Annotated in this window: 22 protein-coding genes and 2 tRNA genes; 11 read left to right on the top strand and 13 right to left on the bottom strand. The window is 71.3% G+C overall.

Annotation, left to right across the window (positions count from 1 at the left end):
- Positions 1-126 precede the first annotated feature (126 nt).
- From RQG84_RS11900 to RQG84_RS11890, 3 genes are all read right to left on the bottom strand, one after another.
- Positions 127-876, bottom strand: a complete 750-nt coding sequence (locus tag RQG84_RS11900) for an SDR family oxidoreductase (RefSeq protein ID WP_056575729.1) — start codon at positions 874-876, stop codon at positions 127-129.
- Entirely contained in the window at positions 876-2093 is a 1218-nt protein-coding gene (locus RQG84_RS11895; protein WP_311210202.1) for an acetyl-CoA C-acetyltransferase, read from the bottom strand. The genes RQG84_RS11900 and RQG84_RS11895 overlap by 1 nt, the downstream gene beginning before the upstream one ends.
- A 72-nt stretch (positions 2094-2165) precedes the next feature.
- On the bottom strand, positions 2166-3311 hold the full coding sequence (locus tag RQG84_RS11890; protein WP_056553089.1) for an acyl-CoA dehydrogenase family protein: 1146 nt from the start codon (positions 3309-3311) through the stop codon (positions 2166-2168).
- A 110-nt stretch (positions 3312-3421) separates the two neighbouring features.
- Between RQG84_RS11890 and RQG84_RS11885 the strand changes: the two genes are divergently transcribed.
- On the top strand, positions 3422-4000 hold the full coding sequence (locus tag RQG84_RS11885) for a TetR/AcrR family transcriptional regulator (protein ID WP_156364705.1): 579 nt from the start codon (positions 3422-3424) through the stop codon (positions 3998-4000).
- A gap of 49 nt (positions 4001-4049) precedes the next feature.
- Here the strand turns inward: RQG84_RS11885 and RQG84_RS11880 are convergent, their stop codons facing one another.
- Complete coding sequence (locus RQG84_RS11880) at positions 4050-4586, bottom strand: YceI family protein (RefSeq protein WP_055964900.1); 537 nt, start codon at positions 4584-4586, stop codon at positions 4050-4052.
- A 123-nt stretch (positions 4587-4709) separates the two neighbouring features.
- Here RQG84_RS11880 and RQG84_RS11875 point away from each other — a divergent pair, with 123 nt between their 5' ends.
- The 3 genes from RQG84_RS11875 to RQG84_RS11865 are packed head-to-tail and all read left to right on the top strand — an operon-like array spanning position 4710 to position 6408.
- A complete protein-coding gene (locus RQG84_RS11875; protein WP_311210201.1) occupies positions 4710-5186 on the top strand; it encodes a MarR family transcriptional regulator in 477 nt (158 codons plus the stop codon).
- 59 nt (positions 5187-5245) lie between these two features.
- On the top strand, positions 5246-5512 hold the full coding sequence (locus RQG84_RS11870) for a helix-turn-helix domain-containing protein (protein ID WP_055964893.1): 267 nt from the start codon (positions 5246-5248) through the stop codon (positions 5510-5512).
- Positions 5509-6408 (top strand): hypothetical protein, encoded by a 900-nt coding sequence (locus RQG84_RS11865; protein WP_311210200.1) that lies wholly within the window; start codon positions 5509-5511, stop codon positions 6406-6408. The genes RQG84_RS11870 and RQG84_RS11865 overlap by 4 nt, the downstream gene beginning before the upstream one ends.
- A gap of 106 nt (positions 6409-6514) precedes the next feature.
- Here the strand turns inward: RQG84_RS11865 and ettA are convergent, their stop codons facing one another.
- The 4 genes from ettA to RQG84_RS11845 form a co-directional block, all read right to left on the bottom strand.
- Positions 6515-8197 (bottom strand): energy-dependent translational throttle protein EttA, encoded by a 1683-nt coding sequence (gene ettA, locus RQG84_RS11860; protein ID WP_056553095.1) that lies wholly within the window; start codon positions 8195-8197, stop codon positions 6515-6517.
- A 49-nt stretch (positions 8198-8246) separates the two neighbouring features.
- Entirely contained in the window at positions 8247-9908 is a 1662-nt protein-coding gene (locus RQG84_RS11855; protein WP_311210199.1) for a GTPase, read from the bottom strand.
- Positions 9909-9984: 76 nt separating this feature from the next.
- Positions 9985-11658 (bottom strand): ABC transporter, encoded by a 1674-nt coding sequence (locus RQG84_RS11850; RefSeq protein ID WP_311210198.1) that lies wholly within the window; start codon positions 11656-11658, stop codon positions 9985-9987.
- Between the two features lie 165 nt (positions 11659-11823).
- Entirely contained in the window at positions 11824-13047 is a 1224-nt protein-coding gene (locus tag RQG84_RS11845; RefSeq protein WP_311210197.1) for a PrsW family intramembrane metalloprotease, read from the bottom strand.
- 76 nt (positions 13048-13123) lie between these two features.
- Between RQG84_RS11845 and RQG84_RS11840 the strand changes: the two genes are divergently transcribed.
- Positions 13124-13197: transfer RNA gene (locus tag RQG84_RS11840), tRNA-Arg, on the top strand.
- Positions 13198-13336: 139 nt separating this feature from the next.
- Here RQG84_RS11840 and RQG84_RS11835 read toward each other — a convergent pair.
- A complete protein-coding gene (locus RQG84_RS11835; RefSeq protein WP_311210196.1) occupies positions 13337-14287 on the bottom strand; it encodes an aldo/keto reductase in 951 nt (316 codons plus the stop codon).
- Positions 14288-14440: 153 nt separating this feature from the next.
- On the opposite strand from RQG84_RS11835, the gene crcB reads away from it, so the two are divergent.
- Together crcB and RQG84_RS11825 are read left to right on the top strand one after the other, a co-directional pair.
- On the top strand, positions 14441-14965 hold the full coding sequence (crcB, locus tag RQG84_RS11830) for a fluoride efflux transporter CrcB (RefSeq protein ID WP_311210195.1): 525 nt from the start codon (positions 14441-14443) through the stop codon (positions 14963-14965).
- Positions 14962-15306: a CrcB family protein gene (locus RQG84_RS11825; RefSeq protein ID WP_311210194.1), complete on the top strand. Its 345-nt coding sequence runs from the start codon at positions 14962-14964 to the stop codon at positions 15304-15306. The genes crcB and RQG84_RS11825 overlap by 4 nt, the downstream gene beginning before the upstream one ends.
- 49 nt (positions 15307-15355) lie before the next feature.
- Here the strand turns inward: RQG84_RS11825 and RQG84_RS11820 are convergent, their stop codons facing one another.
- The gene (locus RQG84_RS11820; RefSeq protein WP_311210193.1) at positions 15356-16114 is read right to left on the bottom strand and encodes a thioredoxin domain-containing protein; all 759 of its coding nucleotides are present in this window, start codon (positions 16112-16114) and stop codon (positions 15356-15358) included.
- A gap of 168 nt (positions 16115-16282) precedes the next feature.
- Here RQG84_RS11820 and orn point away from each other — a divergent pair, with 168 nt between their 5' ends.
- The 3 genes from orn to RQG84_RS11805 all read left to right on the top strand — a co-directional run bounded on the left by orn (position 16283) and on the right by RQG84_RS11805 (position 17466).
- The gene (orn, locus tag RQG84_RS11815; RefSeq protein WP_311210192.1) at positions 16283-16903 is read left to right on the top strand and encodes an oligoribonuclease; all 621 of its coding nucleotides are present in this window, start codon (positions 16283-16285) and stop codon (positions 16901-16903) included.
- Positions 16904-16976: 73 nt separating this feature from the next.
- Positions 16977-17049: transfer RNA gene (locus tag RQG84_RS11810), tRNA-His, on the top strand.
- A 213-nt stretch (positions 17050-17262) separates the two neighbouring features.
- Positions 17263-17466, top strand: a complete 204-nt coding sequence (locus tag RQG84_RS11805; RefSeq protein ID WP_055964870.1) for a cold-shock protein — start codon at positions 17263-17265, stop codon at positions 17464-17466.
- 77 nt (positions 17467-17543) lie between these two features.
- On the opposite strand, the gene RQG84_RS11800 is transcribed toward RQG84_RS11805, so the two are convergent.
- A complete protein-coding gene (locus RQG84_RS11800) occupies positions 17544-18362 on the bottom strand; it encodes a DUF4097 family beta strand repeat-containing protein (RefSeq protein WP_311210191.1) in 819 nt (272 codons plus the stop codon).
- Complete coding sequence (locus tag RQG84_RS11795; protein ID WP_311210190.1) at positions 18362-20128, bottom strand: glycerol-3-phosphate dehydrogenase/oxidase; 1767 nt, start codon at positions 20126-20128, stop codon at positions 18362-18364. The genes RQG84_RS11800 and RQG84_RS11795 overlap by 1 nt, the downstream gene beginning before the upstream one ends.
- 91 nt (positions 20129-20219) lie before the next feature.
- Here RQG84_RS11795 and RQG84_RS11790 point away from each other — a divergent pair, with 91 nt between their 5' ends.
- Positions 20220-20792: a hypothetical protein gene (locus RQG84_RS11790; RefSeq protein WP_311210189.1), complete on the top strand. Its 573-nt coding sequence runs from the start codon at positions 20220-20222 to the stop codon at positions 20790-20792.
- Between the two features lie 27 nt (positions 20793-20819).
- On the opposite strand, the gene RQG84_RS11785 is transcribed toward RQG84_RS11790, so the two are convergent.
- A complete protein-coding gene (locus RQG84_RS11785) occupies positions 20820-22148 on the bottom strand; it encodes an Nramp family divalent metal transporter (RefSeq protein ID WP_311210188.1) in 1329 nt (442 codons plus the stop codon).
- Between the last annotated feature and the right edge of the window lie 80 nt (positions 22149-22228).

Genomic DNA, 22228 nt, shown 5'->3' with positions numbered 1-22228 from the left:
CCGAGACCCGGCCGGAGCAGCGCGCCCGCAGGTCGACGCCCGCCGAGAGCGACGCAGCCGCAGGGTGGACGACGAACGACCCCGCAGCCGTCGAAGCAGCCACGGGGTCGATCGAGGAAGCAGAGGTCAGACCCCGCCACCCAGGAGCAGTCCACCGTCGGCGGTGATGGTCTGGCCGGTGAGCCAGGCGGCGTCCTCGGAGAGCAGGAAGCCCACGACGCCGGCGATGTCCTCGGGCAGCCCGAGGCGCTTGAGCGGGTACGGCGCGGAGACCTCGTCCTCACGGCCCTCGTAGAGCGCCTTGGCGAACTTCGTCTTGACCACGGCCGGGGCGACCGCGTTGACGCGGATGTCGGGGCCCAGCTCGACCGCCAGCTCCTCGGTCACGTGGATGAGCGCGGCCTTCGAGGCGCCGTACATGCCGATCATGGGCGCCGGCTTGAGACCGGCCACGGACGCGACGTTGACGATCGCGCCGCCGTGCTCACCCATCCACTGGCCGTAGGCCTGCTGCGCCCACGCCACGGCGGAGAGGACGTTGACGGCGAAGATCTTCGCCGCGGCCTCGAGGTCGATGTCGATCATCCGGCCGTACACCGGGTTGATGCCGGTGTTGTTCACCAGGAAGTCGAGGCGCCCGAAGGTCTCGATCGCGGTGCGCACCGCCTCCTCCTGGTGACCGGCGTCGTCACCGGAGCCCGCCACGAACACGGCGCGGCCGTCTCCGAGCGTCGCGGCAGCCTCGGCGAGCGCGTCGGGCTTGCGCGCCGTGATGAGCACCTGCGCGCCGTCGTCGACGAGCCGCTGCGCGATGCCGAGACCGATGCCTCGGCTGGCGCCGGTGACGATCGCGACCTTGCCGTCGAAGCGGCCCATCAGGAGAGCCGCTCGATGACCATGGCCATGCCCATGCCGCCGCCGACGCACATCGACTCGACACCGAACTGCTTGTCGTGCCACTGCAGCGAGTTGATCAGGGTGCTCGTGATGCGGGCGCCGGTCATGCCGAACGGGTGGCCCACGGCGATCGCGCCGCCGTTGACGTTCAGCTTGTCCATCGGGATGCCGAGGACCTTGGCCGAGCCCCACGACTGCACCGCGAAGGCCTCGTTGATCTCGTACAGGTCGATGTCGTCGATGCCCATGCCGGCGTTGCGCAGGGCGGCCGGGATGGCCTCCACCGGACCGAGGCCCATGATCTCCGGCGAGAGGCCGGTGACCGCGGTCGAGACGATGCGCGCGAGCGGCGTGAGGCCGAGGGCCTTGGCCTTCTCGTCGCTCATGATCACCACGGCGGCGGCACCGTCGTTGAGCGGGCACGCGTTGCCTGCGGTCACGGTCCCGTCGGGACGGAAGACCGGCTTGAGCTGGCTGACCGACTCCATCGTCACGCCTGCGCGGGGTCCGTCGTCCTTGGAGACGACGGTGCCGTCGGGCAGCGTGACCGGGGTGATGTCCTTGGCCCAGAAGCCGGACTCGATCGCGGCCTCGGCGAGGTTCTGGCTGCGCACGCCGAACTCGTCCTGCTCCTCGCGGCTCATGCCCAGGTGCTGGGCGACGTTCTCGGCCGTCTGGCCCATCGCGATGTAGAGGTCGGGCAGCTCGCCGCTCTCCCGCGGGTCGGTCCAGGTGTCGGCACCACCTTCGGCACGCTTGGCGGTGCGGGCGATCGCGTCGGCGAACAGCGGGTTCTCCGAGCCGGGCAGGTCGGAGAACCCGTTCTGGAAGCGGCTCACCGTCTCCACGCCGGCGGAGATGTAGGCGTCACCCTCGCCGGCCTTGATGGCGTGGAACGCCATGCGGGTGGTCTGCAGCGACGACGAGCAGTAGCGGTTCACGGTCACGCCGGGCAGGTGGTCCATGCCCGAGAGCACGGCCACGGCGCGGGCCAGGTTGTGGCCCGCCTCGCCGGCCGGCTGGCCCACGCCCAGGTGCAGGTCGGTGATGTCCTTCGGGTCGAGCCCGGGGACCTTCCCCAGCGCGGCCTGCACCATCTGCACGGTGAGGTCGTCCGGACGCATGTCCTTGAGCGAGCCCTTGACGGCACGCCCGATGGGCGAGCGGGCGGTCGAGACGATGACGGCTTCGGTCATGGTGCTGCCTTCCGGTGGTGGGAGTCGTGCGGCGGGGTGGTGCGGCCCTCTACGGGCTCGAGGACGGTCGGCTCAGAACCCGAGGTCGCGGCCGATGAGCTCCTTCATGATCTCGTTCGAGCCGGCCCAGATGCGGGTCACGCGAGCGTCGCGCCAGGCGCGGGCGACGCGGTACTCGTTCATGAACCCGTACCCGCCGTGGATCTGGACGCAGTGGTCGAGGACGGAGTTCTGCAGGTCCGACGTGTACCACTTGGCCTTGGCGGCGTCGACGGCCGTGAACCGACCCTCGGCGTGCGCGGCGACGGCCTGGTCGAGGTAGGCCTCGGCCACCTCGACCTTCGTGACCAGCTCGGCGATGAGGAACTTGTTCCACTGGAACGCGCCGATGGACTGGCCGAAGGCCTTGCGGTCCTTCGCGTACTGGATGGTCTCGAGCAGGATCTGCTTGGCGTGCGCGACGTTGGAGATGGCGCAGCTGAGTCGCTCCTGCGGGAGCTTCTGCATCATGTGGATGAACCCGCGGTCGATCTCGCCGATGATGCGGTCGTCGCCCACGCGGACGTTCTCGAAGAACAGCTCGGCGGTGTCGGACTCGGTCTGGCCGACCTTGTCGAGCTTGCGGCCGCGGCTGAAGCCCTCGTCGCCGGCCTCGATGGCGAACAAGGTGATGCCCTTGGCGCCCTTCTCGGGCGAGGTGCGCACGGCGGTGACCACCAGGTCGGCGCTGTAGCCGTTCGTGATGAAGGTCTTGGAGCCGTTGATGACCCACTCGTCGCCATCGCGGACGGCGGTCGTCTTGAGCGCGGCGAGGTCGGAGCCGCCGCCCGGCTCGGTCATGCCGATGGCCAGGAGGCACTCGCCCGTGGCGATCTTGGGGAGCCAGCGCTCCTTCTGCTCCTGGGTGCCCAGCTCCACGATGTAGGGGGCGGTGATGTCGGAGTGGATGCCCACGCACGACGCCAGGGCGGCACTGACCTTGCTCAGCTCCTCGGCCCAGACGGCGTTGAAGCGGAAGTCCTCCGCGCCGGCGCCGCCGAACTCGTCGGGGATCTCCAGGCCCAGGAGACCGAGCTCGCCCGCGGCGAGCCAGAAGTCGCGCGGGATGGCCTTGTCCTCGATGTACTGCTCGATGTTCGGCGCGACCTTCTTCGCCAGGAACGTCGCGCAGGTGTCGCGGAAGTCGTCGTGGTCAGCGGTGTAGACGGTGCGGTCCATCGGGTCCCTCGTGCTCGGGTGCGGGCCTGGTTCACTACGCGCGGGTAGGTAAGCGCTTGCTTAGCGTGCCCGGCATGGGCCATGCTGTCAACCGACGAAAGGGACCTGTGATGACAGCCACGGCACGCGAGCGTCTGCTCGAGGCCGCCGTCGAGGCCTTCGCCGAGAAGGGCTTCACGGCGACCACGACCCGCGACATCGCGGCACGCGCCGGCATGAGCCCTGCAGCGGTGTACGTGCACCACGACACCAAGGAGAGCCTGCTCTTCACGGTCAGCATCGACGGGCACCGCTCGGCGCTCCACGTGGTGGAGTCCGGCGACGATCCCGCCGCCACGCCACCGGAGCGCCTGCGACGGCTCGTGCACGACTTCAGTGCCTGGCACGCCTCGCACAGCCGGGTCGGCCGGATCGTCCAGTACGAGTTCGACGCACTGACCCCCGAGCACCGCGCCGAGGTCGCCGCGCTGCGCCGCGCGATCGAGCGCAGCCTGCAGCAGGTGCTCGAGGCCGGCGTGGCCTCGGGCGACTTCGCCGTGGACGACCTGGTGGGCACGGCACGCGCCATCCTGAGCCTCAGCATCGACCTGGTGCGCTGGTTCTCCCCCACCGGGCCGCAGACGCCTGCCGACGTCGCCGAGCTGCACGCGCGGCTCGCCCTCCGCATGGTCCTGTCCCACGACGACTGACGGCGCCCACCCCGAGGGGTGAGCGCCGTCGGGCGCGCTGGTGCGAGGCTCAGGCCTGCAGCACGGCCTCCGCGTTGATCGTCAGCGTGATCTTGTCGCCGATCATGACCTTGTCACCCTCGAGCGGGATGTTGAAGTCGATGCCGAACTCCTTGCGGCTGATCTCGCCGGTGGCCTCGACGCCGACGCGGGTGCCGCCCCACGGGTCGCCGCCCTCGCCGAGGAAGTCGACGTTCAGCTCGAGCGGCTTGGTGACGCCCTTGATCGTCAGGTCGCCCTGCACGACGAAGGTCTCGTCGGACTTCTGCACGACGCCGTTCGTCGTGAAGGTCATCTTCGGGTGCGCCTCGGTGTCGAAGAAGTCGCTCGAGCGCAGGTGCGCGTCGCGGTCCGCGGTGCCCGTGTTGATCGAGGAGAGGTCGACCTCGACGGTGACGGTGGAGTCCGTGACCGGGTCGGCGGTCACGAGGGTGCCCTCGAAGGTCTCGAACTTGCCGCGCACCTTGCTCATGATGTGGCGGACGGCGAAGCCGATCTCGGTGTGCGTGGGGTCGAGGTTCCACGTGCCGGTGGTGATGGTGCTCATGGTGTCTCCTGAAGATGGGGAGTGAGGTTCGTGGTTGAACCTTCAACGTTCGAGACGGTAGCATATAGTTGAAGACTCAATCAACCCTCTCGACCGGGATCCCTCCCGCACTAGGATGTGCCCATGACCACAGCGCCCACCGACACCCCGTGGCTCGACGCGGACCAGCAGCAGTGGTGGCGCTCCTACATGGGTGGCACGACCGTCCTGATCGACCAGCTCGACCGCGACCTCCGCGCCGCCCATGACCTCTCCATGGCCGAGTACGAGATCCTCGTCCGCCTCTCCGAGGCCGACGACCGCTCGATCCGCATGGCCGAGCTCGCCGCCGCCGTGTCGCACTCGCGCAGCCGCATCACCCACACCATCGCCCGGCTCGAGCGCGACGGCATCGTGCGACGCACGGCCAGCTGCACCGACGGGCGCGGCGTGAGCGCCGTGCTCACCGACCACGGGTACGAGGTCCTCGGCCAGGCTGCCCACACCCACGTGCGCGGCGTCCACGAGTACCTGGTCTCGCACTGCAGCCGCGAGGACCTCGAGGCCGTGGGCCGCGTGTTCGAGGCCGTCCGCGATGGCCTGGAAGGTCGTCGCTTCTAGTCGAGCCATTGCACGCGTGCTATGGACACCCATAGCACGCGTGCAATAGTGTCGGTGTCGTGAAGGACATCCGGGACGAGGCGCTCTACGCGGGCGTCGTGGCACAGGTCGTCGCGCGCCGGACGGAGCTCGGGCTGTCGCAGCGCGAGCTCGCCGACCTCTGCGGCACCACCCAGTCGGCCATCGCCCGGTTCGAGTCGGCCACCCGGCCACCGAAGCTCGACACGCTCGCCGCCGTCGCCGAGGCCCTCGACTGCACGCTCGAGGTCACCTTCCGCGCCCGCACCCGACCAGCACGCGCCCGATCGACCGAGGAGACACCATGAGCACACGCGTCGACACCGAGGACATCGCCTCCACCAGGAGCGAGCGGGTGCTCGCCGTCGTCCTGGTCGTCTTCCTGCTGATCGGCTCCGGCTGGTTCTACGTCAAGATCGACGACTGGGTCGGCGGGTCCCGCGCCTGGGAGTACACCGCCGCCGAGCAGCGCTCGATCGACGCCGCCGAGACCGCCGAGGACCGGGCCTGGCGGGCCGAGGAGGAGCGAGACACGGCCCTGACCGACCTCGAGCTCGCGCGGGAGAACCTCAGCCTCGCGATCGAGCAGGACCAGCCCACCGAGTCGCTGTCCGAGACGTTCGAGGAGGCGCAGACCGAGTACGCGCAGGCGCGCGCCGAAGCCACGACGGCACGCAGTCGAGCCGACGCCGCCCAGCAGGCCGCCGACGACGCACGCGAGACCTACGACGACCGCGCCCGCGGCAAGGACGGCCGGTACTGGATCGTCGCCCTGCTGCGCCTGCTGTTCGTCGGGGCGCTCGTCGGCGGGTCCCTGCGCCTCATCACCGTGCAGCGCGCCCGCGAGTCCCGCTACCTCACGCTCGGGCTCTCGGCGGTCGCTGCCTCCACCCTCACCGCCGTCTGGTTCGCCGGCGACTACATCACCGACTACATCGACGTCCTCGAGCTCGGACCGCTGGTGCTGTCGGTGCTCGGTGCCGGCGCGACCGTCGTGGCGTTCGTCGCCCTGCAGCGGTACCTCGCCCGCCGAGTGCCCCGCAGCCGGGTCCGCAAGGGCGAGTGCCCGTTCTGCGGCTTCCCGGTCAGGGGCGACGGCCCGCACTGCGAGGGGTGCGGCCGCGAGGTCGTCGGTGAGTGCGGCGCCTGCTCCAGCCCTCGTCGGGTCGGCTCGCCGCACTGTGCCGTCTGCGGCGCCGACTGACGCGACCCGGTCAGCGTCGAGGTGGGGTGCGCGCCGCAGCACCGTGGCTGGACGCACGAGCGGCCCCGTCACCGCGAGGTGACGGGGCCGCTGCGTGAGGGTGTCGTCAGTCGCGCGTGAGGCGACGGTGCGTGACGCGGTGCGGGCGCGCCGCCTCCTCGCCGAGGCGCTCGATCTTGTTCTCCTCGTAGGAGGCGAAGTTGCCCTCGAACCAGAACCAGCGTCCGGGCTCGTCCTCCGTGCCCTCCCAGGCCAGGATGTGGGTGGCGATGCGGTCGAGGAACCACCGGTCGTGCGACGTGACCACGGCGCAGCCGGGGAAGTCGAGCAGCGCGTCCTCCAGCGACGACAGCGTCTCGACGTCCAGGTCGTTGGTCGGCTCGTCGAGCAGCAGGAGGTTGCCGCCCTGCTTGAGGGTGAGCGCGAGGTTCAGCCGGTTGCGCTCACCACCGGAGAGCACCCCGGCCTTCTTCTGCTGGTCGGCACCCTTGAAGCCGAACGAGGCCACGTAGGCGCGGCTGTTCATCTCGAAGTTCGCGACCTTGATGAAGTCGAGCCCCTCGGAGACGACCTCCCACACGTTCTTGTCGGCCGCGATGCTGCCGCGGGTCTGGTCGGCGTAGGAGATCTTGACCGTCTGGCCGACGTCGAGCGAGCCGGAGTCGGGCTGCTCGTGGCCGGTGATCATGCGGAACAAGGTGGTCTTGCCGACGCCGTTGGGCCCGACGACGCCGACGATGCCGGCGCGCGGCAGCGAGAAGCTGATGTCGTCCCAGAGCGTCCGGCCCTCGAAGCCCTTGGTCAGGTTCTTGGCGTCCAGCACCACGTCACCCAGTCGGGGGCCGGCGGGGATGTTGATCTCGCTGGTGTCGATCTTGCGGTCGCGCTCGGCGGCGGCGGCCAGCTCCTCGTAGCGGGCCAGACGGGCCTTGCTCTTGGCCTGGCGTCCCTTCGCGTTGGAGCGGACCCACTCCAGCTCCTTCTCGAGCATCTTGGCGCGCTTGGCGTCCTTGGCCCCCTCGACCTTGAGCCGGTCCTTCTTGGTCTCGAGGTAGGTGGAGTAGTTGCCCTCGTAGCCGTGGATGCGACCGCGGTCGACCTCCGCGATCCACTCGGCCACGTTGTCGAGGAAGTAGCGGTCGTGGGTCACGGCCAGGACGGCGCCCGGGTAGGACTTCAGGTGACCCTCGAGCCACTGCACGGACTCGGCGTCCAGGTGGTTGGTGGGCTCGTCGAGCAGCAGCAGGTCGGGCTGCTGGAGCAGCAGCTTGCACAGCGCCACCCGGCGGCGCTCACCACCGGACAGGTGGTCGACCAGCTCGTCCGGCGGCGGGCAGCGCAGCGCGTCCATGGCCTGGTCGAGCCGGGAGTCGAGGTCCCAGGCGTTGACGCTGTCCAGGAAGGTCTGCAGGTCACCGGTCTCGGCCATGAGGGCGTCGTAGTCGGCATCGGGCTCGCCCATCTCGGCATACGCCTCCTCGAGGCGCTTCATCTTGCCCTTGACCTCGGAGACGGCCTCCTCGACGTTCTCGAGCACGGTCTTGCCGTCGGTGAGCGGCGGCTCCTGCTGCAGCATGCCGACGGTGGCGTCGGGGTCGCGCACGAGGTCGCCGTTGTTGGGCTGGTCGAGCCCGGCCATCAGCTTGAGCAGCGACGACTTGCCCATGCCGTTCGGGCCGACGACGCCGATCTTGGCGCCGTGGAGGAAGGAGAGGGTGACGTCGTCGAGGACGACCTTGTCGCCGTGGGCCTTGCGGACGTTGCGGAGGGAGAGCACGTAGTCAGCCATAGGCGTCCCAGCCTAGCGAGACGTTCCTGCCGCGCGACCGCCGCGGGTCTCAGCCCAGGGCGCGGACGATCCCGCTGCGATACCGCTCGTACCGGTCCAGCTCCGCCTGGAGCGGCGCGAGGACCTTCTCCTGCGCCACCTCGTCGACGGTGCGACGGAGCACCGCCTCGGCCCGCTGGGCGCGCCGCCGAGCACTCGCGCGGACGGTCACGCGGGCCAGCACCGCCAGGACGACGCCCACGGCCAGACCGCCCACGAGGAGCAGCAGCGGCAGGGAGAAGCCCAGAACGACGGGGGCGTCGGGGACCTCCCACCCGGCGACCCGGCTCGCGAGCTCGACGGCGCCCCAGCCCACGCCGGCGACGAACGCCGCGAACGCGAGCCACTGGAGGACGTCGACGAGCCTCCACCACACGGGGGTGCGGGACAGCCCGAGGTCGATGCGGTCGATCGTGTCGTCGAGCTCGCGGACCACGTCGTCGCCGGTGCGGACCGACGCGTTCCGCACCGCGTCGCGCCAGGGGCGCTCGAGGCCGACCGCGGCCTTCTCGGCGATCTCGCGGACCGCCGACTCGGCCTGGGCCCGTTGCACGTGACCGATCGACGGCCGTACCGCCCGCGTGAGCGACGCGACCGACCCTGTCGGGTCGATGCCGAGCTCGCGGAGCGGGTCCTTGCGGAGCCGTCCCACCCAGCGCAGGGGTGGCCAGCCCGTGTGGCGTCGGGCCGTGCGCAGCGTCGAGGCCTCGACGGCCTCGACCAGCTGCGGGGCGCCCACGCTGTCGAGCAGGGCGAGGTCGAGGGCCTGCCGGTCGATGTCGGTGAGGCCGGGGATGTCGGCACGGCCGCCGGTCGCGACGACCCGCTCGGCGGCCTCGGCCACGTCCTGGGCCAGCCGGTCCTTGGCCGACGCCTTCGCGCGGATGCGCCGCGCCAGCTCGCGCTTGAGGTCGTCGACGCCGTCACCGCGGTGCGCCGAGACGCCGATGACCGGGACGTCGGGCAGCCCCTCGCGCTCGAGGATCGCGCGCACGTCGCCGAGGGCGCGTTCGCGGTCGGAGTAGTGGATGCGATCGATCTGGTTGAGCACCACCAGGGTCACGTCGCTGTAGCCGGCCATCGGTCGGATGTAGCGGTCGTGGATGGCGGCGTCGGCGTACTTCTGCGGGTCGAGCACCCAGACCAGCAGGTCGGCGTACTGCACCAGGCGGTCCATCTCGAGGTGGTGCGACACCTCGGTGGAGTCGTGGTCGGGCAGGTCGAGCAGGACGAGGCCGTCGAGCTTCGTGTCGGCCGAGGAGCGGTCGAGCATGCTCATCCGCGACACCTGGTGCCGCGCCGGGATCCCCATCCACTCGAGCAGCTCCTGCGCTCCGTCGGGGCCCCAGGAGCAGGCGAGCGCCCACGACGTGGTGGGCCGACGCACGCCGACGCCGGCGAGCTCGAGGTCGGTGAGGCAGTTGAACAGCGACGACTTGCCCGACCCGGTGGCACCGGCGAGCGCGACGATGGTGTGCTCGCCGGACAGCCGCAGCCGGTCGGACGCGCGCTCGGCCAGCGCCGCGGCAGGGTCGAGGACGTCGTCGGCGAGCCGGTCGCGCGCGGCCTCGACCGCCTCGCTCAGGCCGTCGAGCCGGGTGGCGACGTCGGAGCGCTCGCCGCCGAAGACCTTCTCAGCGACACGTGCGACGGGCCCGGTGCGCTCGGTCATGCCGCCACCTCCGTGGGAAGAGCAGGGTACGAAGGCGCCGGCACGACGTGCCAGTCGATCGCTCGCTGGCGCTCGCTCATGACGCGGTCTCTCCGTCCAGGAAGTCGATGTGTCGTGCGTAGTCTGCCCGACGCGCGGCCTCGCGGAGCCTGGTCTGCGCCGCCTCGATCGAGGTGGGGTCGGACAGGAGGTCGAGGTAGCGCTTCTGCTCGCTCTGCACCAGCGCCTGCATCGATGCGACGAGCGACGTGTGGGCCCGCTCGGCGAGGTCGCGGACGGCCTGGTCCCCGAAGATCGCCTCCAGCAGCTTCTGCGCCACGACCGCCGTGCCACCGGCCACGCCGACCTCGGCGCCGGTGAGGCCGGCCGAGCCGCCGACGAAGACGACCACCATGAGCGCCACGCCGATGCCGTTGACGCCGAACGCCAGGAACTTGGCGGTCATGCGCTTGTCGGCACCCTCGGCGCGCACCATGTCGAGCACCTCGGCCTGCCAGTCGCGCACCAGGCGCTCGGCCTTGACCCGCACGTCGCGGGACGCGCGGTCGAGGCCGCGCTCGGTGGCGATGAGGGCACGACCGGACTCCAGGGACGACCAGGAGCGGTACACGGCCTCGGCGGCGGACTCCAGCTGCTCGACGACGATCGTCTGCAGACCGCTCTCGACGGCCTCGCTGACCTCGGCCGAGCGGGTGCGCTTGCCGGTGACCTGGTCGACCAACCGGTCCCGGATGCGGCTGACCCGCTCCTCGACCGACCGGAGCAGCTCGCCGTTGCCCACGTAGTCCTGCCAGCGCGACAGCACCTCGCCCCGCATCACGGTGCCGTCGCCCGCCTTGCGGGCCAGGAGGTCGGCGGCCTCGCGGTACACGCCGGTGGCGTCGTCGTGCAGGCGCTGGGCGGTGGCGCGCTGCTCGTCGAGCGCGTCGGCCACGCCGTGCGACCGCATGACGTTGTGGCGGACGGCGCCGTCGAGGGTGCCGAAGACCACCGCAGCGCGTCCCTCGGGGTCGGCCGCGAGGTCACGCAGCCACCCGATGATCGGCGCGACCGCCGCGCGGGGCAGCAGCCCGTCCTCGCCCACGGCGGACTCGGGCACGGTGAACAGCGGGGAGTCGGAGAGCCCGCGTGAGGTCATCATCCGGGCCAGGTGGCCCCGGACCTCGACCACGGCGTCGTCGTGGGTGCGGTCGAGCACGACGGCCACGGAGGTGCTCCGCTCGGCGGCCTTGCCCAGGTAGTCCCACGGCACCTGGTCGGCGTAGCGCGCGGCGGAGGTGACGAACAGCCAGAGGTCGGCGGCGGCGAGCAGCTGGGACGCCAGCTCGCGGTTGCCCTGGTCGATGGAGTCGATGTCGGGCGCGTCGAGGATCGCCAGGCCCCGCGGCACGCCGGTGGACTCGGCGAGGCGCAGCGCGTGGACGTCGTTCGTCACGGCCTGCGTGCGGGGCAGCTCGGGCAGGATGCGGTCGGGCTGGAACCACTCGGCGTCGGCGGGGTGGTGCACCAGCACCGGCGAGCGGGTCGTCGGACGCAGCACGCCGGACTCGGTGACGGGCTCGCCGACGAGCGAGTTGACGAGCGTCGACTTGCCGGCACCGGTGGAGCCGCCCACGACCGCGAGCAGCGGAGCCTCCAGCTGCACGAGCCGCGGGATCACGTAGTCGGACAGCTGGTCGACGATCTCGGCGCGGGTCGAGCGCACGTCGGAGACGCCGGGCACCTCGAGCCCGAGAGGGGCAGCGGTCACGTCGGTGAGCAACCTGCTCAGCGCTCCCAGCAGCTCAGCCGAAGCATGTTCGCTGGGCACCGGCGGTCCTCCCGTCCTGACGTCGACGACCTGGGTTCTCTCCCGCCCCAGGGCTGGGGACCAGGTTAGTGGACCGGACACCACTCGCGCGCCGCTCCCACGCCCTCACGCGTGCGGGACGGCGCGGTGGGCCACCGGCAGCGGCGGCGGAAGCCTGAGCGCGGGGCGCAACGCGTACATGGCGTCGAGCAGCGCGTACGTCCGTTCGACCCCGTGCGGCTTGGCGTGGCCGCTCATGATCGCGTCGTGCAGGAAGGCCATCTCGGTGGCCAGGCGCTGGTAGCGCCGCACGACCTTCCCGGCCACCCGACCGTGGCTGGAACGGGCGTGCTTCCTGGCCTTCTTGCGGTACGAGAACCGCGAGAGGTAGGGGATCTCCGCCGGGTGGATCCAGCCACGCTCGGCCACGTAGGACAGCGAGCGCTCGAGCGTGCGCACCTGCCGGACGCGCGTGACGACGGCGATCACGCCGACGACCAGCAGCACGAGGCCGAGGGCCAGGTACACCAGGACGAACCCGGCGCCGCCGCCGTAGGACAGCGAGGCGTTCCAGAGGCCGTGCAGGGCGACGCTGACGGCCATGCCGAGCACGCCGATCACCACCTTGAGGACCTTCGAGCGGACCAGGACCGCCAGGCCGAGGGCGATGCCGAAGGCGGAGGTGAACAGCGGGTGCGCGAACGGGCTCACGACGCCGCGCACGAAGAACGTGCCCGCAGCACCTTCGGCGCCGGCGACGGGGATCTCGGGCGATCCGAGGTAGCTGGCGGCGTAGTAGCCGATGTTCTCCACGAAGGCGAAGCCGAGGCCGACGAGCCCGGCGACGACGAGCCCGTCGAGGAAGCCGTCGATGATGCGTCGCCAGCGCAGGAAGGTGAACAGCAGGAAGAGGCCCTTCGCCGGCTCCTCCGACAGGGGCGCGACGAACGAGGCCAGCTGCTGGTCGGTGAGGTCGGCCACCTCGGCCACGACGAGCTGGACGACCAGTGCGATCGCGACGGCGCCGACCCCACCCCACACGAAGGCCGCCACCTTGTAGCGACGGGGCTCCGGCTCGTAGCGGTCCAGCCACCAGTACACGAGCCACAGCACGGGCAGCGGGATGAAGGCGTACAGGACGGCCAGCCGCGCGCCCTCGGCGTCGCCCGCGCTGGCGGCGAAGATGCCGACCGCGACGAGCCCGATCACGACGCCGATGCCGACGAGCACCATGAGGAGGGTCCGGCCGCGCTGGCGCGGTGTCTCGCGGTAGCGGGGCAGTCGGCGCGGGATCTCCCCGCGGCCCGCCTCCTGCGGCACGGCGACGTCGTCGGCGTAGGGCTGGCTCACCCGCAGGAGCCTAGGCGAACCGGTCCTCCCCCGCCCTCTGCCACGCAGGCCCTCCCCCCGATTAGGCTGGGGTCAAGCCCCCGTAGCTCAGTTGGATAGAGCAAGAGCCTTCTAATCTCTGGGTCGCAGGTTCGATTCCTGCCGGGGGCGCTCAGCCGCCTCGGACACTGGGCCCCGCCTTCTCATCTCTGGGTCGCAGGTTCGATTCCTGCCGGGGGCGCTCAGCCGTCTGTCGGTGGATCCGCAACCGCAGAACGCCTCCTGACGTTGCTCAGGCACCGATGGGGGCTCAGGCCGGTGCGTCGAGGGCGGCGAGCTCGTCGGGCGTGAGGTCGACGTCGGCGACGCGGAGGGCGGAGTCGAGCTGCTCGACCCCGCTCACCCCGACGATGGGGCGGATCTGCGGCTGCGAGGCCATCAGCCAGGCGAGCACGACCACCGAGCGGGGCACGCCGTGGTCGGCTGAGACCTCGTCGAGCACCGCCAGCCGCCGGGTGGAGCCCGGGTGCTCGTACGGCTCGGGGAAGGGTCGGTCGGCGCGGTCGTACGCACCCTGGACGAGCGGCGAGTACGCCCACAGCTCCACGTCGGGGTGCTCGGCGACGTAGTCGATCGTCTCGTCGGTCACGAAGCCGAAGCGGTGGTCCTTGCCCTCCACCGCGGCACCGGGCCGGGGATGCAGGTACGAGGTGGTCAGCTGGAGCGCCGTCCAGGGCTCGAGTCCGCGGTCCAGCGCGATCGAACGCCCGCGCTCGACCCGCCACGTCGGGTGGTTGGAGACCCCGAGGCGTCGGACCGACCCGGCCTGCACGAGGGCACCGAACGCCTCGACCGACTCCTCCAGCGGCGTTCCCCGGTCCTCACCGTGCGCCCAGTACAGGTCGATCACGTCCACCCCGAGCCGACGCAGGCTCGCCTCGCAGCCGGCCCGCACGACGTCGGCCGACAGCCCCTCGACCGTGGCGCCGTCGGGGCGCGGGTGGTCGAGCGGCTCCACCCCCACCTTCGTGGCCAGCTGAACCCGGTCGCGCCGGGAGCCGTCGGCGGCGAGCCACCGACCGAGCGTCTCCTCGCTCTGCCCGCCGTGACCCGACGGGTCGGACCAGAACGAGTAGCAGTTCGCGGTGTCGAGGGTGGTCCCCCCGGCGTCGACGAAGCGGTCGAGGAGCGCCCGAGAGGTCCGCTCGTCGGTCCGGGTGCCGAAGTACATGGTGCCGAGCACCAGCCGACTGACGTCCATGCTCCCGTTCTACCCCAGGAGCACCGCCGTTCGTGCCCGCCCTCGGCGGCCGACGGTGGCTAGACTTCGGTGCGGCGATGGATCCCGCCGGGAGCCCCGTGCTCCGAACCGCCGACCGTGGCTGATGGTTTCCTGTCCGACGACAGGAGAGGCATGTCCGGATTCCCCGAGATCCCCGACGATCCCGATCTCGACGTCGACGATCCGCGCACCGCGGCTGCCGCGCCACGACCGGCGCACCTGCGACCGTTGCTCGTCGCGCTGGTGGCGCTGGGCGGCGCGGGCGGGTCGGCCGCACGCCACGGCGTCCAGGTCGCGCTCGGCTCCGTCGACCGGCTCCCGGTCGGCACCCTCGCGGCGAACGTGGTCGGCGCCTTCACCCTCGGCCTCCTGCTCGAGCTGCTCACCCGCCCCGGGGCCGACCACGGCCGCCGTCGGGACCTGCGCCTGCTCCTCGGGACCGGCTTCCTCGGTGGCTTCACCACCTACAGCGCCTTCGCCCTGGAGACGGAACGTCTGGTCGCGACCGGAGAGCCGGCCCTCGCACTCTCCTACGCGCTCGCGACGGTGGCGGGTGGCTTCGCGGCGTCCGTCCTGGGCGTGGCGACGGGGCGGACGTGGCGCAGGAGAAGAGCTGCTCGGGGACGGGCCGGTCGAGGACGGGGGTGGCGCCCGTGACCACGCTGCTCATCGCACTGGCAGGCGGGCTCGGCTCCGCCGCCAGGTTCGTCGTCGACGCCGTCGTGACCGGGCGACTCGGGTCGCGACTCCCCTGGGGCGTCGTGGTGGTCAACCTGACCGGCTCGTTCGCCATCGGCGTCGTGGTCGGCTCGACGTCGGGCCTCACCCAGACGGTGGTCGCCACCGGCTTCCTGGGCGGCTACACCACCTTCAGCACGGCAAGCCTGGACTCCGCGCGGCTCGCCCTGCGCGGGCGCGGAGGTGCTGCCGTCGCCCACGCCGCGGGCACGGCGTGCGCGTGCGTCCTGGCCGCGGCGGCCGGGATCGCCGTCGCGTGACGCACGAAGGGCCCCGCACGAGGTGCGGGGCCCTTCGGGACGAGCGGAGTCAGGCAGCGGAGGTGATGGCCTGCTGCAGACCGGCCGGGCTGACGTCCTCGACCTTCTTGCCACCGACGTAGACGGTCGGGGTGCCACTGACCTCACGGTCGCCGTCCTGCGCCGTCTCCTTGGCCTTCTCGATCCACGGGACGAACTTCTCCGTCTTCACGCACTGCTCGACACCCGTGATCCCGAGGCCGTCGAGCGCCTCGACCAGGGCCGAGTTCTCGGGGCCGGCGGTGCCCTCGTCGGGCTGGTTGGCGTAGAGGTAGTCGTGCACGGCCACGTAGTCCTCGACGCCTCCGGAGTCGAGGGCACAGATCGCCGCGTTGGTCGAGCGCGAGGAGTACTCGTTCAGGCTCTGGCCGTCGAGGAACGAGAAGGGGCGGTAGACGATCGTGATGGCACCGGACTCCACCTGCTGCTTGAGGAAGGCGCCGGACGCCTGCTCGAAGGAACTGCAGGCGGGGCACTGGAAGTCCTCGTACAGCTCGACCTCGACCGGCTCGGCGTCGGCGGTCGCCTCGCCACCTGCCGCGGCGGTGTCGTAGACGATGCCGTAGTCCTCGGTGGCGTTCTTGGGCGCGACCAGGTCGGTGTTCTTGGCGTTCTGGTCCGACGTCGTCTTGATGGCGTAGCCACCGACGGCGACCAGCGCGATCACGACGACCACGATGGCCACCGTGATGACGTTGCGCTGGCGCTTCTCGGCCTTCTCGCGCTCCTTGCGCATCTGCTCGGCTCGCTGCTTGCGGTCGTTGCTCACGTGGTCTGGCTCCTGTGCGGCGTCGTGGGGCACGGCGGAAGCAGGGGCGGTCCGCCTGTCGTGGGGCACAACGATCGTCGCGTCCCCTCGGTTCCCCGGAAGGCTACCCGCCGTGGTCCCGTGCCCGGCGGCCTCGTCGGCCCCGCACCATGGCCTAAGGTGCCAGGCGTGAACGACAAGCTGGTGTGGATCGACTGCGAGATGACCGGACTCTCCCTGGAGGACGACGCCCTCGTCGAGGTCGCGGCCCTGGTCACCGACTACGAGCTGAACGTGCTCGGCGACGGCGTGGACCTGGTGATCAAGCCGCCGGCGAAGGCGCTCGAGCAGATGAACGAGGTCGTCACCCGCATGCACACCGCGTCGGGACTCATCACCGAGCTCGACGCCGGGACGACGCTGCGCGACGCCGAGGAGCAGGTGCTCGACTACGTGCGCCAGTTCGTGAAGGAGCCCCGCAAGGCACCCCTCGCCGGCAACACCATCGGCACCGACCGCGCCTTCCTCGCCCGCGACATGACCGAGCTCGAGAGCTTCCTGCACTACCGGGTCGTCGACGTCTCCTCCATCAAGGAGCTGGCTCGCCAGTGGTTCCCCCGGGCCTACTTCGCCGCTCCCCCGAAGGCCGGCCACCACCGCGCCCTGGAGGACATCGCCGACAGCATCGACGAGCTGCGCTACTACCGACGCACCGTCTTCGTGCCCGACCCCGGGCCCGACTCCGACACCGCTCGCACCGTCGCCACGCAGATCACCGAGAAGCCGACGTTGGGCCCGTCCGACTCCTGACGGGCCACCGTCCAGGACCCCCACGACCGTGGGCTATGATCGTCCACGCCGTGGCGGGGTTCCGCCGCGCATGGTGGGCGTAGCTCAGTTGGTAGAGCACCGGCTTGTGGTGCCGGTGGCCGCGGGTTCAAGTCCCGTCGTCCACCCCGTCGAACGAAGCCCCCGGACCCGCCCGGTCCGGGGGCTTCGTCATCGGCTCGGGCACCGTGTAGGGTTGTCAGCAGTTGTAGACGTTGGTTGTGCCAGAAAGATCGAGCACCCGGGTTCCCCCGGATGCTCCGCTTCTCCCGGTTGATGCGCGTCGCGACACCCCCGTCGCATACGACACGCGTATGCGCACCACCGCAAGGAGAAACATCATGGCTACTGGAACCGTCAAGTGGTTCAACGCTGACAAGGGCTTCGGCTTCATCGCTCCCGACGAGGGCGGCGAGGACGTCTTCGCTCACTTCAGCGCCATCCAGGCGAACGGCTACCGTTCGCTCGAGGAGAACCAGAAGGTCGAGTTCGACGTCGAGCAGGGCCAGAAGGGCCTGCAGGCGGCCAACATCCGCCCCGTCTGATTCCTTCTCGTCACCACGACGAGACGCACGACGCCCCCACCGCTCGCGGTGGGGGCGTCGTCATGTTCGGGGCCTCGTCAGGGCCCGCGGTCGATCTCCACGTCGCCGGAGTCGCTGCGCACGAGCACGAGGCGCGCCCCCTCCTGCACGTCCCCGTCCCCGGCCGGGGAGCCGTCGGTTCCCGCACCGGCGCCGACCCCCTCGACGTCTCCACTGCTCGACGTCGCCTCCACCTCGTAGGGCCGGTCCCCGTCGGGCAGGCCGAGGTCGACGTCGCCGCTGCCCGTGGTCACCTTCACCGCGAACGGCTGATCGGCGAACGTGGCCTCGACGTCACCCGACCCGGTGGTCACGGTCAGGTCCTGGACACCCAGGCCGTCGAGGTCGACGTCGCCCTCGCTCGCGCGGATCGTGACGACGCCGGCGGTGAGACCGGCCACCTCGACGTCACCGCTCCCGCCGACGACGTCGACCTGCAGACCCTCCGGCACCGTGATCGTCAGGTCGACACCGCAGCCCGGGCTCAGCCACGCCCGGCAGTCGGCCACGACCTGGACCACGCTCCCGCGGCGTCCCAGGGCGAAGTCGGTCTCGAGCAGGCCGCTCGTGACCCGGGCCGAGTACGTCGGCGACGCCACGTCGCCCTGCACGACCCGCACGTCGGCCGAGGGCAGCTGGAGAGCGAGCTGGCGTGCGTCGCCGAGGTCGATGCTGCCGGTCTCGGTGCGCACGTCCTTCGTGAGGTGCGAGACCAGCGCGAACCCGCCGACCGCGAGCGCGACCAGGACCAGCGTCGCCACCACGGGGACGAGCGTGCGCAGGAGGGGAGACGGACCCGCGTCGGGGTCGTCGGCGAGATCCAGGCCGTCGAGAGCTCCCGGCGGCGGATCGTGCATCACGACGCCGTGTCCGCTCCTGGGCCCGCTCCCCCGCCGTCGGCCGTGGCGACCGGAACGACGTCGGCCGCACCCATGCGCGCGGCGTCCGCGGTCTCGTCGTCGGGCATCGTCTGGGACTCCCGCTCGGCGGCGACCCGCTTGAGGTAGTGCTCGACCTCGAGCTCGCGCTGGTCGTCGGTCCAGCCGAGCGCGTCGCCCATGAGCGACGCCACCTCGCGGGCGACCTCGGTGCCACGGTCGAAGGTCTCGATGGAGATGCGGGTACGCCGGGCGATGATGTCGTCGAGGTGGCGCGCGCCCTCGTGAGTGGTGCCGTAGACGACCTCGGCGCGCAGGTAGTCGTCGGCGCCGGTCAGCGGCTCGCCGAGCGACGGATCGGTGGCCACGAGGTCGAGGACCTCGACCACCAGCGATCCGTACCGGTGCAGCAGGTGCTCGATGCGGCCGACGTTCAGGCCGCTGTCCTCGGCGAGCCGGTGCCGCTGGTTCCACAGCGCCTCGTAGCCGTCGGCGCCGAGGAGGGGCACGTCCTCCGTGCAGGAGCCCGGCACGTTGCGGTCGAGCTGGTGGGTCATGCCGTGCACGGCGGCGTCGACGGCGTCCTTGGCCATGATGCGGTAGGTCGTGTACTTGCCGCCGGCGATGACCACGAGGCCCTTGGTGCTGGTGGAGACCGCGTGCTCGCGCGACAGCTTGCTGGTGGCGTCGGACTCCCCGGCCAGCAGCGGCCGCAGCCCGGCGTAGACGCCCTCGACGTCGGCGTGCGTGAGCGGCTCCACGAGCACCGTGTTGACGTGCTCGAGCAGGTAGTCGATGTCGCTGCGGCTGGCCGCAGGGTGGTCCTTCGAGAGGTCCCAGTCGGTGTCGGTGGTGCCGATCACCCAGTGCCGTCCCCACGGGATGACGAAGAGCACCGACTTCTCGGTGCGCAGGATCAGGCCGCCCTCGCCGCGGATGCGGTCGCGCGGCACCACGAGGTGGATCCCCTTCGACGCCCGCACGTGGAACTGTCCGCGCTCGGCCGCCATGCCCTGCGTCTCGTCGGTCCAGACACCGGTGGCGTTGATCACCACGGCGGCGCGGACGTCGAGCTCACGGCCGGACTCCAGGTCCTTGAGCCGGGCGCCGGTGACCCGCCCGCCCTCGCGGATCAGGTCGACGACGCGGGTGCGGCTGGCCACGTGCGCGCCGTAGGCCGCTGCGGTGCGGGCCAGGAACATGGTGTGCCGGGCGTCGTCGACCTGGGCGTCGTAGTACCGCAGGGCGCCCACGAGCGCGTCCTTGCGCAGGCCGGGGAAGATCTTGCGCGCGCCGCGGCGGGTGTGGTGGCGGTGCAGCGGCACACCCTTGCCGTAGCCGGACGCCTTGCTCATCGCGTCGTACAACGCCACGCCCGAGCCGGCGTAGAAGCGCTCCCACCCGCGGTGCTGCAGCGGGTAGAGGAACGCCACCTCGCGGACCAGGTGCGGTGCCAGCTTCTGCAGGTTGAGCCCACGCTCCTTCAGGGCCTCCGCGACGAGCCTGAAGTCGAGCATCTCGAGGTAGCGCAGCCCGCCGTGCATGAGCTTGCTGGAGCGGCTCGACGTGCCCGACGCGAAGTCGCGCGCCTCCACGAGACCGACCGAGAGGCCCCGGGTCGCCGCGTCGAGCGCCGACCCGGCACCCACCACGCCACCGCCGATCACCAGGACGTCGAGCGATTGCTGCTCCATCGCGTCGAGCGCGGTCTGACGGGTGTGGGGCGACAGGGGTACGGGGCGCATGGCTCCAGTCAATCAGGGACGCCTGAGGCGCGCGTCCCGAGCAGCGGCCGGCCTCGCCTAACCCCGGCGCCGCGCCGTCGTTGTCCTGCTCATGGAGCTCGTTCGACGCCACCCCGTGGCCGCCGCGGCCGTCGTCGCCGCGCTGCTCGTGCTGGTGGCCCTCGTCGTCCCGCTGCCGGGCGGCTCCGGCGACGGGCCTGCCGGTGGTCCGGGGGCCGCAGGACCGGACGGGGGCACCCCGACGGTGCCCAGGCCCACCTCGTCGCCGTCCATGACCACCGCGGCGGAGGCCGCCGACGCCACCTCCGGCCTCGTGCGACCGTCGGTCGTCCGTGCCGAGGAACCGACCGGTCTGTCCGGGTCGGGCGGCGTCCTGAACGTCCGCGCCCATCGCATCACCCTGAGCGTCCGGTCCTCCGACCCGATCGGCGTGGTCGGCTACAACATCCCCACCAGCCGGGACCGTCCGAGCGGTGTCGTGCGGGGGGTCGGCCGATCGTGGTCGCTCAGCACCCGCGTCTACGGCCGCCCGGACTACGCCCAGATGTTCCTGCAGGCGGGGCCGGCCAGCGTGAGCATGACCTGCACCATCACCGTCGACGGCAAGGTCACCGAGCAGCGGACGACGACCGGGCCGTACGGCCAGCTGTTCTGCCAGGGCTGACGCGCTGCCACGGTCGGTGCCGACCGCTCAGAACACCCCGGTGACGGCCTTGTAGAGCTCGTTCGCGCCCACGGCCAGGAACAGCAGGGCGCAGGCGCCCAGCGCCACGTTGCCGGTGACGCCGTTGCGCCACTCCCGCGGCGTGCGGTCGGAGTTCAGCAGCCCGAGGAGGGTGATGGCGAGGAACGGCATGAAGATCGCGCCCAGCACGCCGTACGCCAGGATGATCCCGACCGGCTCGTTGAGGAACAGCAGCGCCATGGGCGGGAACGTGAGCCACAGGACGTAGGCCCTGTAGTACGAGCCGCCCGAGAGCATCCGCGGGTCGTCCTTGGCCAGCCCGCGCGACGTGCCGAGGTAGTCGGCGAACATGAGGCTCACGCCGTTCCACACGCCGATGAGCGACGAGAACGACGACGCCCAGAAGCCGAGCAGGAAGACCTTGCCGAACACCTCCCCGTACCGTTCGTCGAGCACGTCGGAGAGGTCCACCAGGGCCTTGTCGCCCGTGGCGAGGGCGATGTTGGCGCTGTAGAGCAGCTCGGCACCCACGATGAGCATGGCCACGACGAACACCCCGGTCACGGCGTAGGCCACGCCGTTGTCGAGCCGCATGACGCGCATCCAGCCGGGCGAGGCCCAGCCCTTCTCGCGCAGCCAGTAGCCGTACGCGGCGAGCGTGATCGTGCCGCCGACGCCACCTGCGACGGCCAAGGTGTTCACGAGGGCACCGTCGGGGATCGTGGGCACCAGGCCGGGGAGCATGTCGGGCAGGTTCGGCGTGGCCAGCACCGCCGCCCCGACCACCGTCAGGAACATGATCCCCACGAACAGCGCGACGATCTTCTCGACGAAGCCGTAGCGACCGAGCCACACGATCGCGAACCCGACGAGACCCATGCCGATCGCCCAGACCTTGAGGTCCGGCCCGTTCGGGAACAGCGCCACGAGAGGCAGCGCCGACGACGACATGGCGGTCGCGCCGTACACGAGGCCCCAGATGACGATGTACGGCCCGAAGTACCAGCCCGTCCAGCGGCCGAGCGAGCGCCAGCCCTGGAAGATCGTGCGGCCCGAGGCCAGCACGTAGCGGCCGGCCCCCTCCACGAGCGCGATCTTGAAGACCGTGCCGAGCACGACGGCCCACAGCAGCGCGTAGCCGAACTTCGCCCCGGCCGACAGCGTGGCGACGAGGTCGCCCGCGCCCACGCCGGTGCCGGCCACGACGAGGCCCGGGCCGATCAGCTTCCAGCGCGCCGCCGGCTCGAGCCCGGTCCTGCCGGACACGTCCGAGGCGGGCTGGTCAGGAGTCGGCTGGCCAGGAGTGGGCTGATCCATGTTCTCCCCCGAGGTCATCCGGACACCCTAGGAACCCGGCGCGCTACCCGCCAGTCCGGTCTGATCGCGCAACGGTTCCACCCCCGGCGAGACTCCCG

Source organism: Aeromicrobium sp. WCS2018Hpa-31, assembly GCF_031843905.1.
GTDB lineage: Bacteria > Actinomycetota > Actinomycetes > Propionibacteriales > Nocardioidaceae > Aeromicrobium.
The sequence above is the reverse complement of the archived record's forward strand: the minus strand, read 5'-3'. Positions and strand labels throughout refer to the sequence as shown.

Excerpts from the sequence above, each read along its gene's own strand:
- RQG84_RS11900 (WP_056575729.1), bottom strand. The coding sequence starts at position 876 with ATGGGCCGCTTCGACGGCAAGGTCGCGATCGTCACCGGCGCCAGCCGA.
- RQG84_RS11895 (WP_311210202.1), bottom strand. The coding sequence starts at position 2,093 with ATGACCGAAGCCGTCATCGTCTCGACCGCCCGCTCGCCCATCGGGCGT.
- RQG84_RS11890 (WP_056553089.1), bottom strand. The coding sequence starts at position 3,311 with ATGGACCGCACCGTCTACACCGCTGACCACGACGACTTCCGCGACACC.
- RQG84_RS11885 (WP_156364705.1), top strand. The coding sequence starts at position 3,422 with ATGACAGCCACGGCACGCGAGCGTCTGCTCGAGGCCGCCGTCGAGGCC.
- RQG84_RS11880 (WP_055964900.1), bottom strand. The coding sequence starts at position 4,586 with ATGAGCACCATCACCACCGGCACGTGGAACCTCGACCCCACGCACACC.
- RQG84_RS11875 (WP_311210201.1), top strand. The coding sequence starts at position 4,710 with ATGACCACAGCGCCCACCGACACCCCGTGGCTCGACGCGGACCAGCAG.
- RQG84_RS11865 (WP_311210200.1), top strand. The coding sequence starts at position 5,509 with ATGAGCACACGCGTCGACACCGAGGACATCGCCTCCACCAGGAGCGAG.
- ettA (WP_056553095.1), bottom strand. The coding sequence starts at position 8,197 with ATGGCTGACTACGTGCTCTCCCTCCGCAACGTCCGCAAGGCCCACGGC.
- RQG84_RS11855 (WP_311210199.1), bottom strand. The coding sequence starts at position 9,908 with ATGACCGAGCGCACCGGGCCCGTCGCACGTGTCGCTGAGAAGGTCTTC.
- RQG84_RS11835 (WP_311210196.1), bottom strand. The coding sequence starts at position 14,287 with ATGGACGTCAGTCGGCTGGTGCTCGGCACCATGTACTTCGGCACCCGG.
- crcB (WP_311210195.1), top strand. The coding sequence starts at position 14,441 with ATGTCCGGATTCCCCGAGATCCCCGACGATCCCGATCTCGACGTCGAC.
- RQG84_RS11805 (WP_055964870.1), top strand. The coding sequence starts at position 17,263 with ATGGCTACTGGAACCGTCAAGTGGTTCAACGCTGACAAGGGCTTCGGC.
- RQG84_RS11800 (WP_311210191.1), bottom strand. The coding sequence starts at position 18,362 with ATGCACGATCCGCCGCCGGGAGCTCTCGACGGCCTGGATCTCGCCGAC.
- RQG84_RS11795 (WP_311210190.1), bottom strand. The coding sequence starts at position 20,128 with ATGCGCCCCGTACCCCTGTCGCCCCACACCCGTCAGACCGCGCTCGAC.
- RQG84_RS11790 (WP_311210189.1), top strand. The coding sequence starts at position 20,220 with ATGGAGCTCGTTCGACGCCACCCCGTGGCCGCCGCGGCCGTCGTCGCC.
- RQG84_RS11785 (WP_311210188.1), bottom strand. The coding sequence starts at position 22,148 with ATGACCTCGGGGGAGAACATGGATCAGCCCACTCCTGGCCAGCCGACT.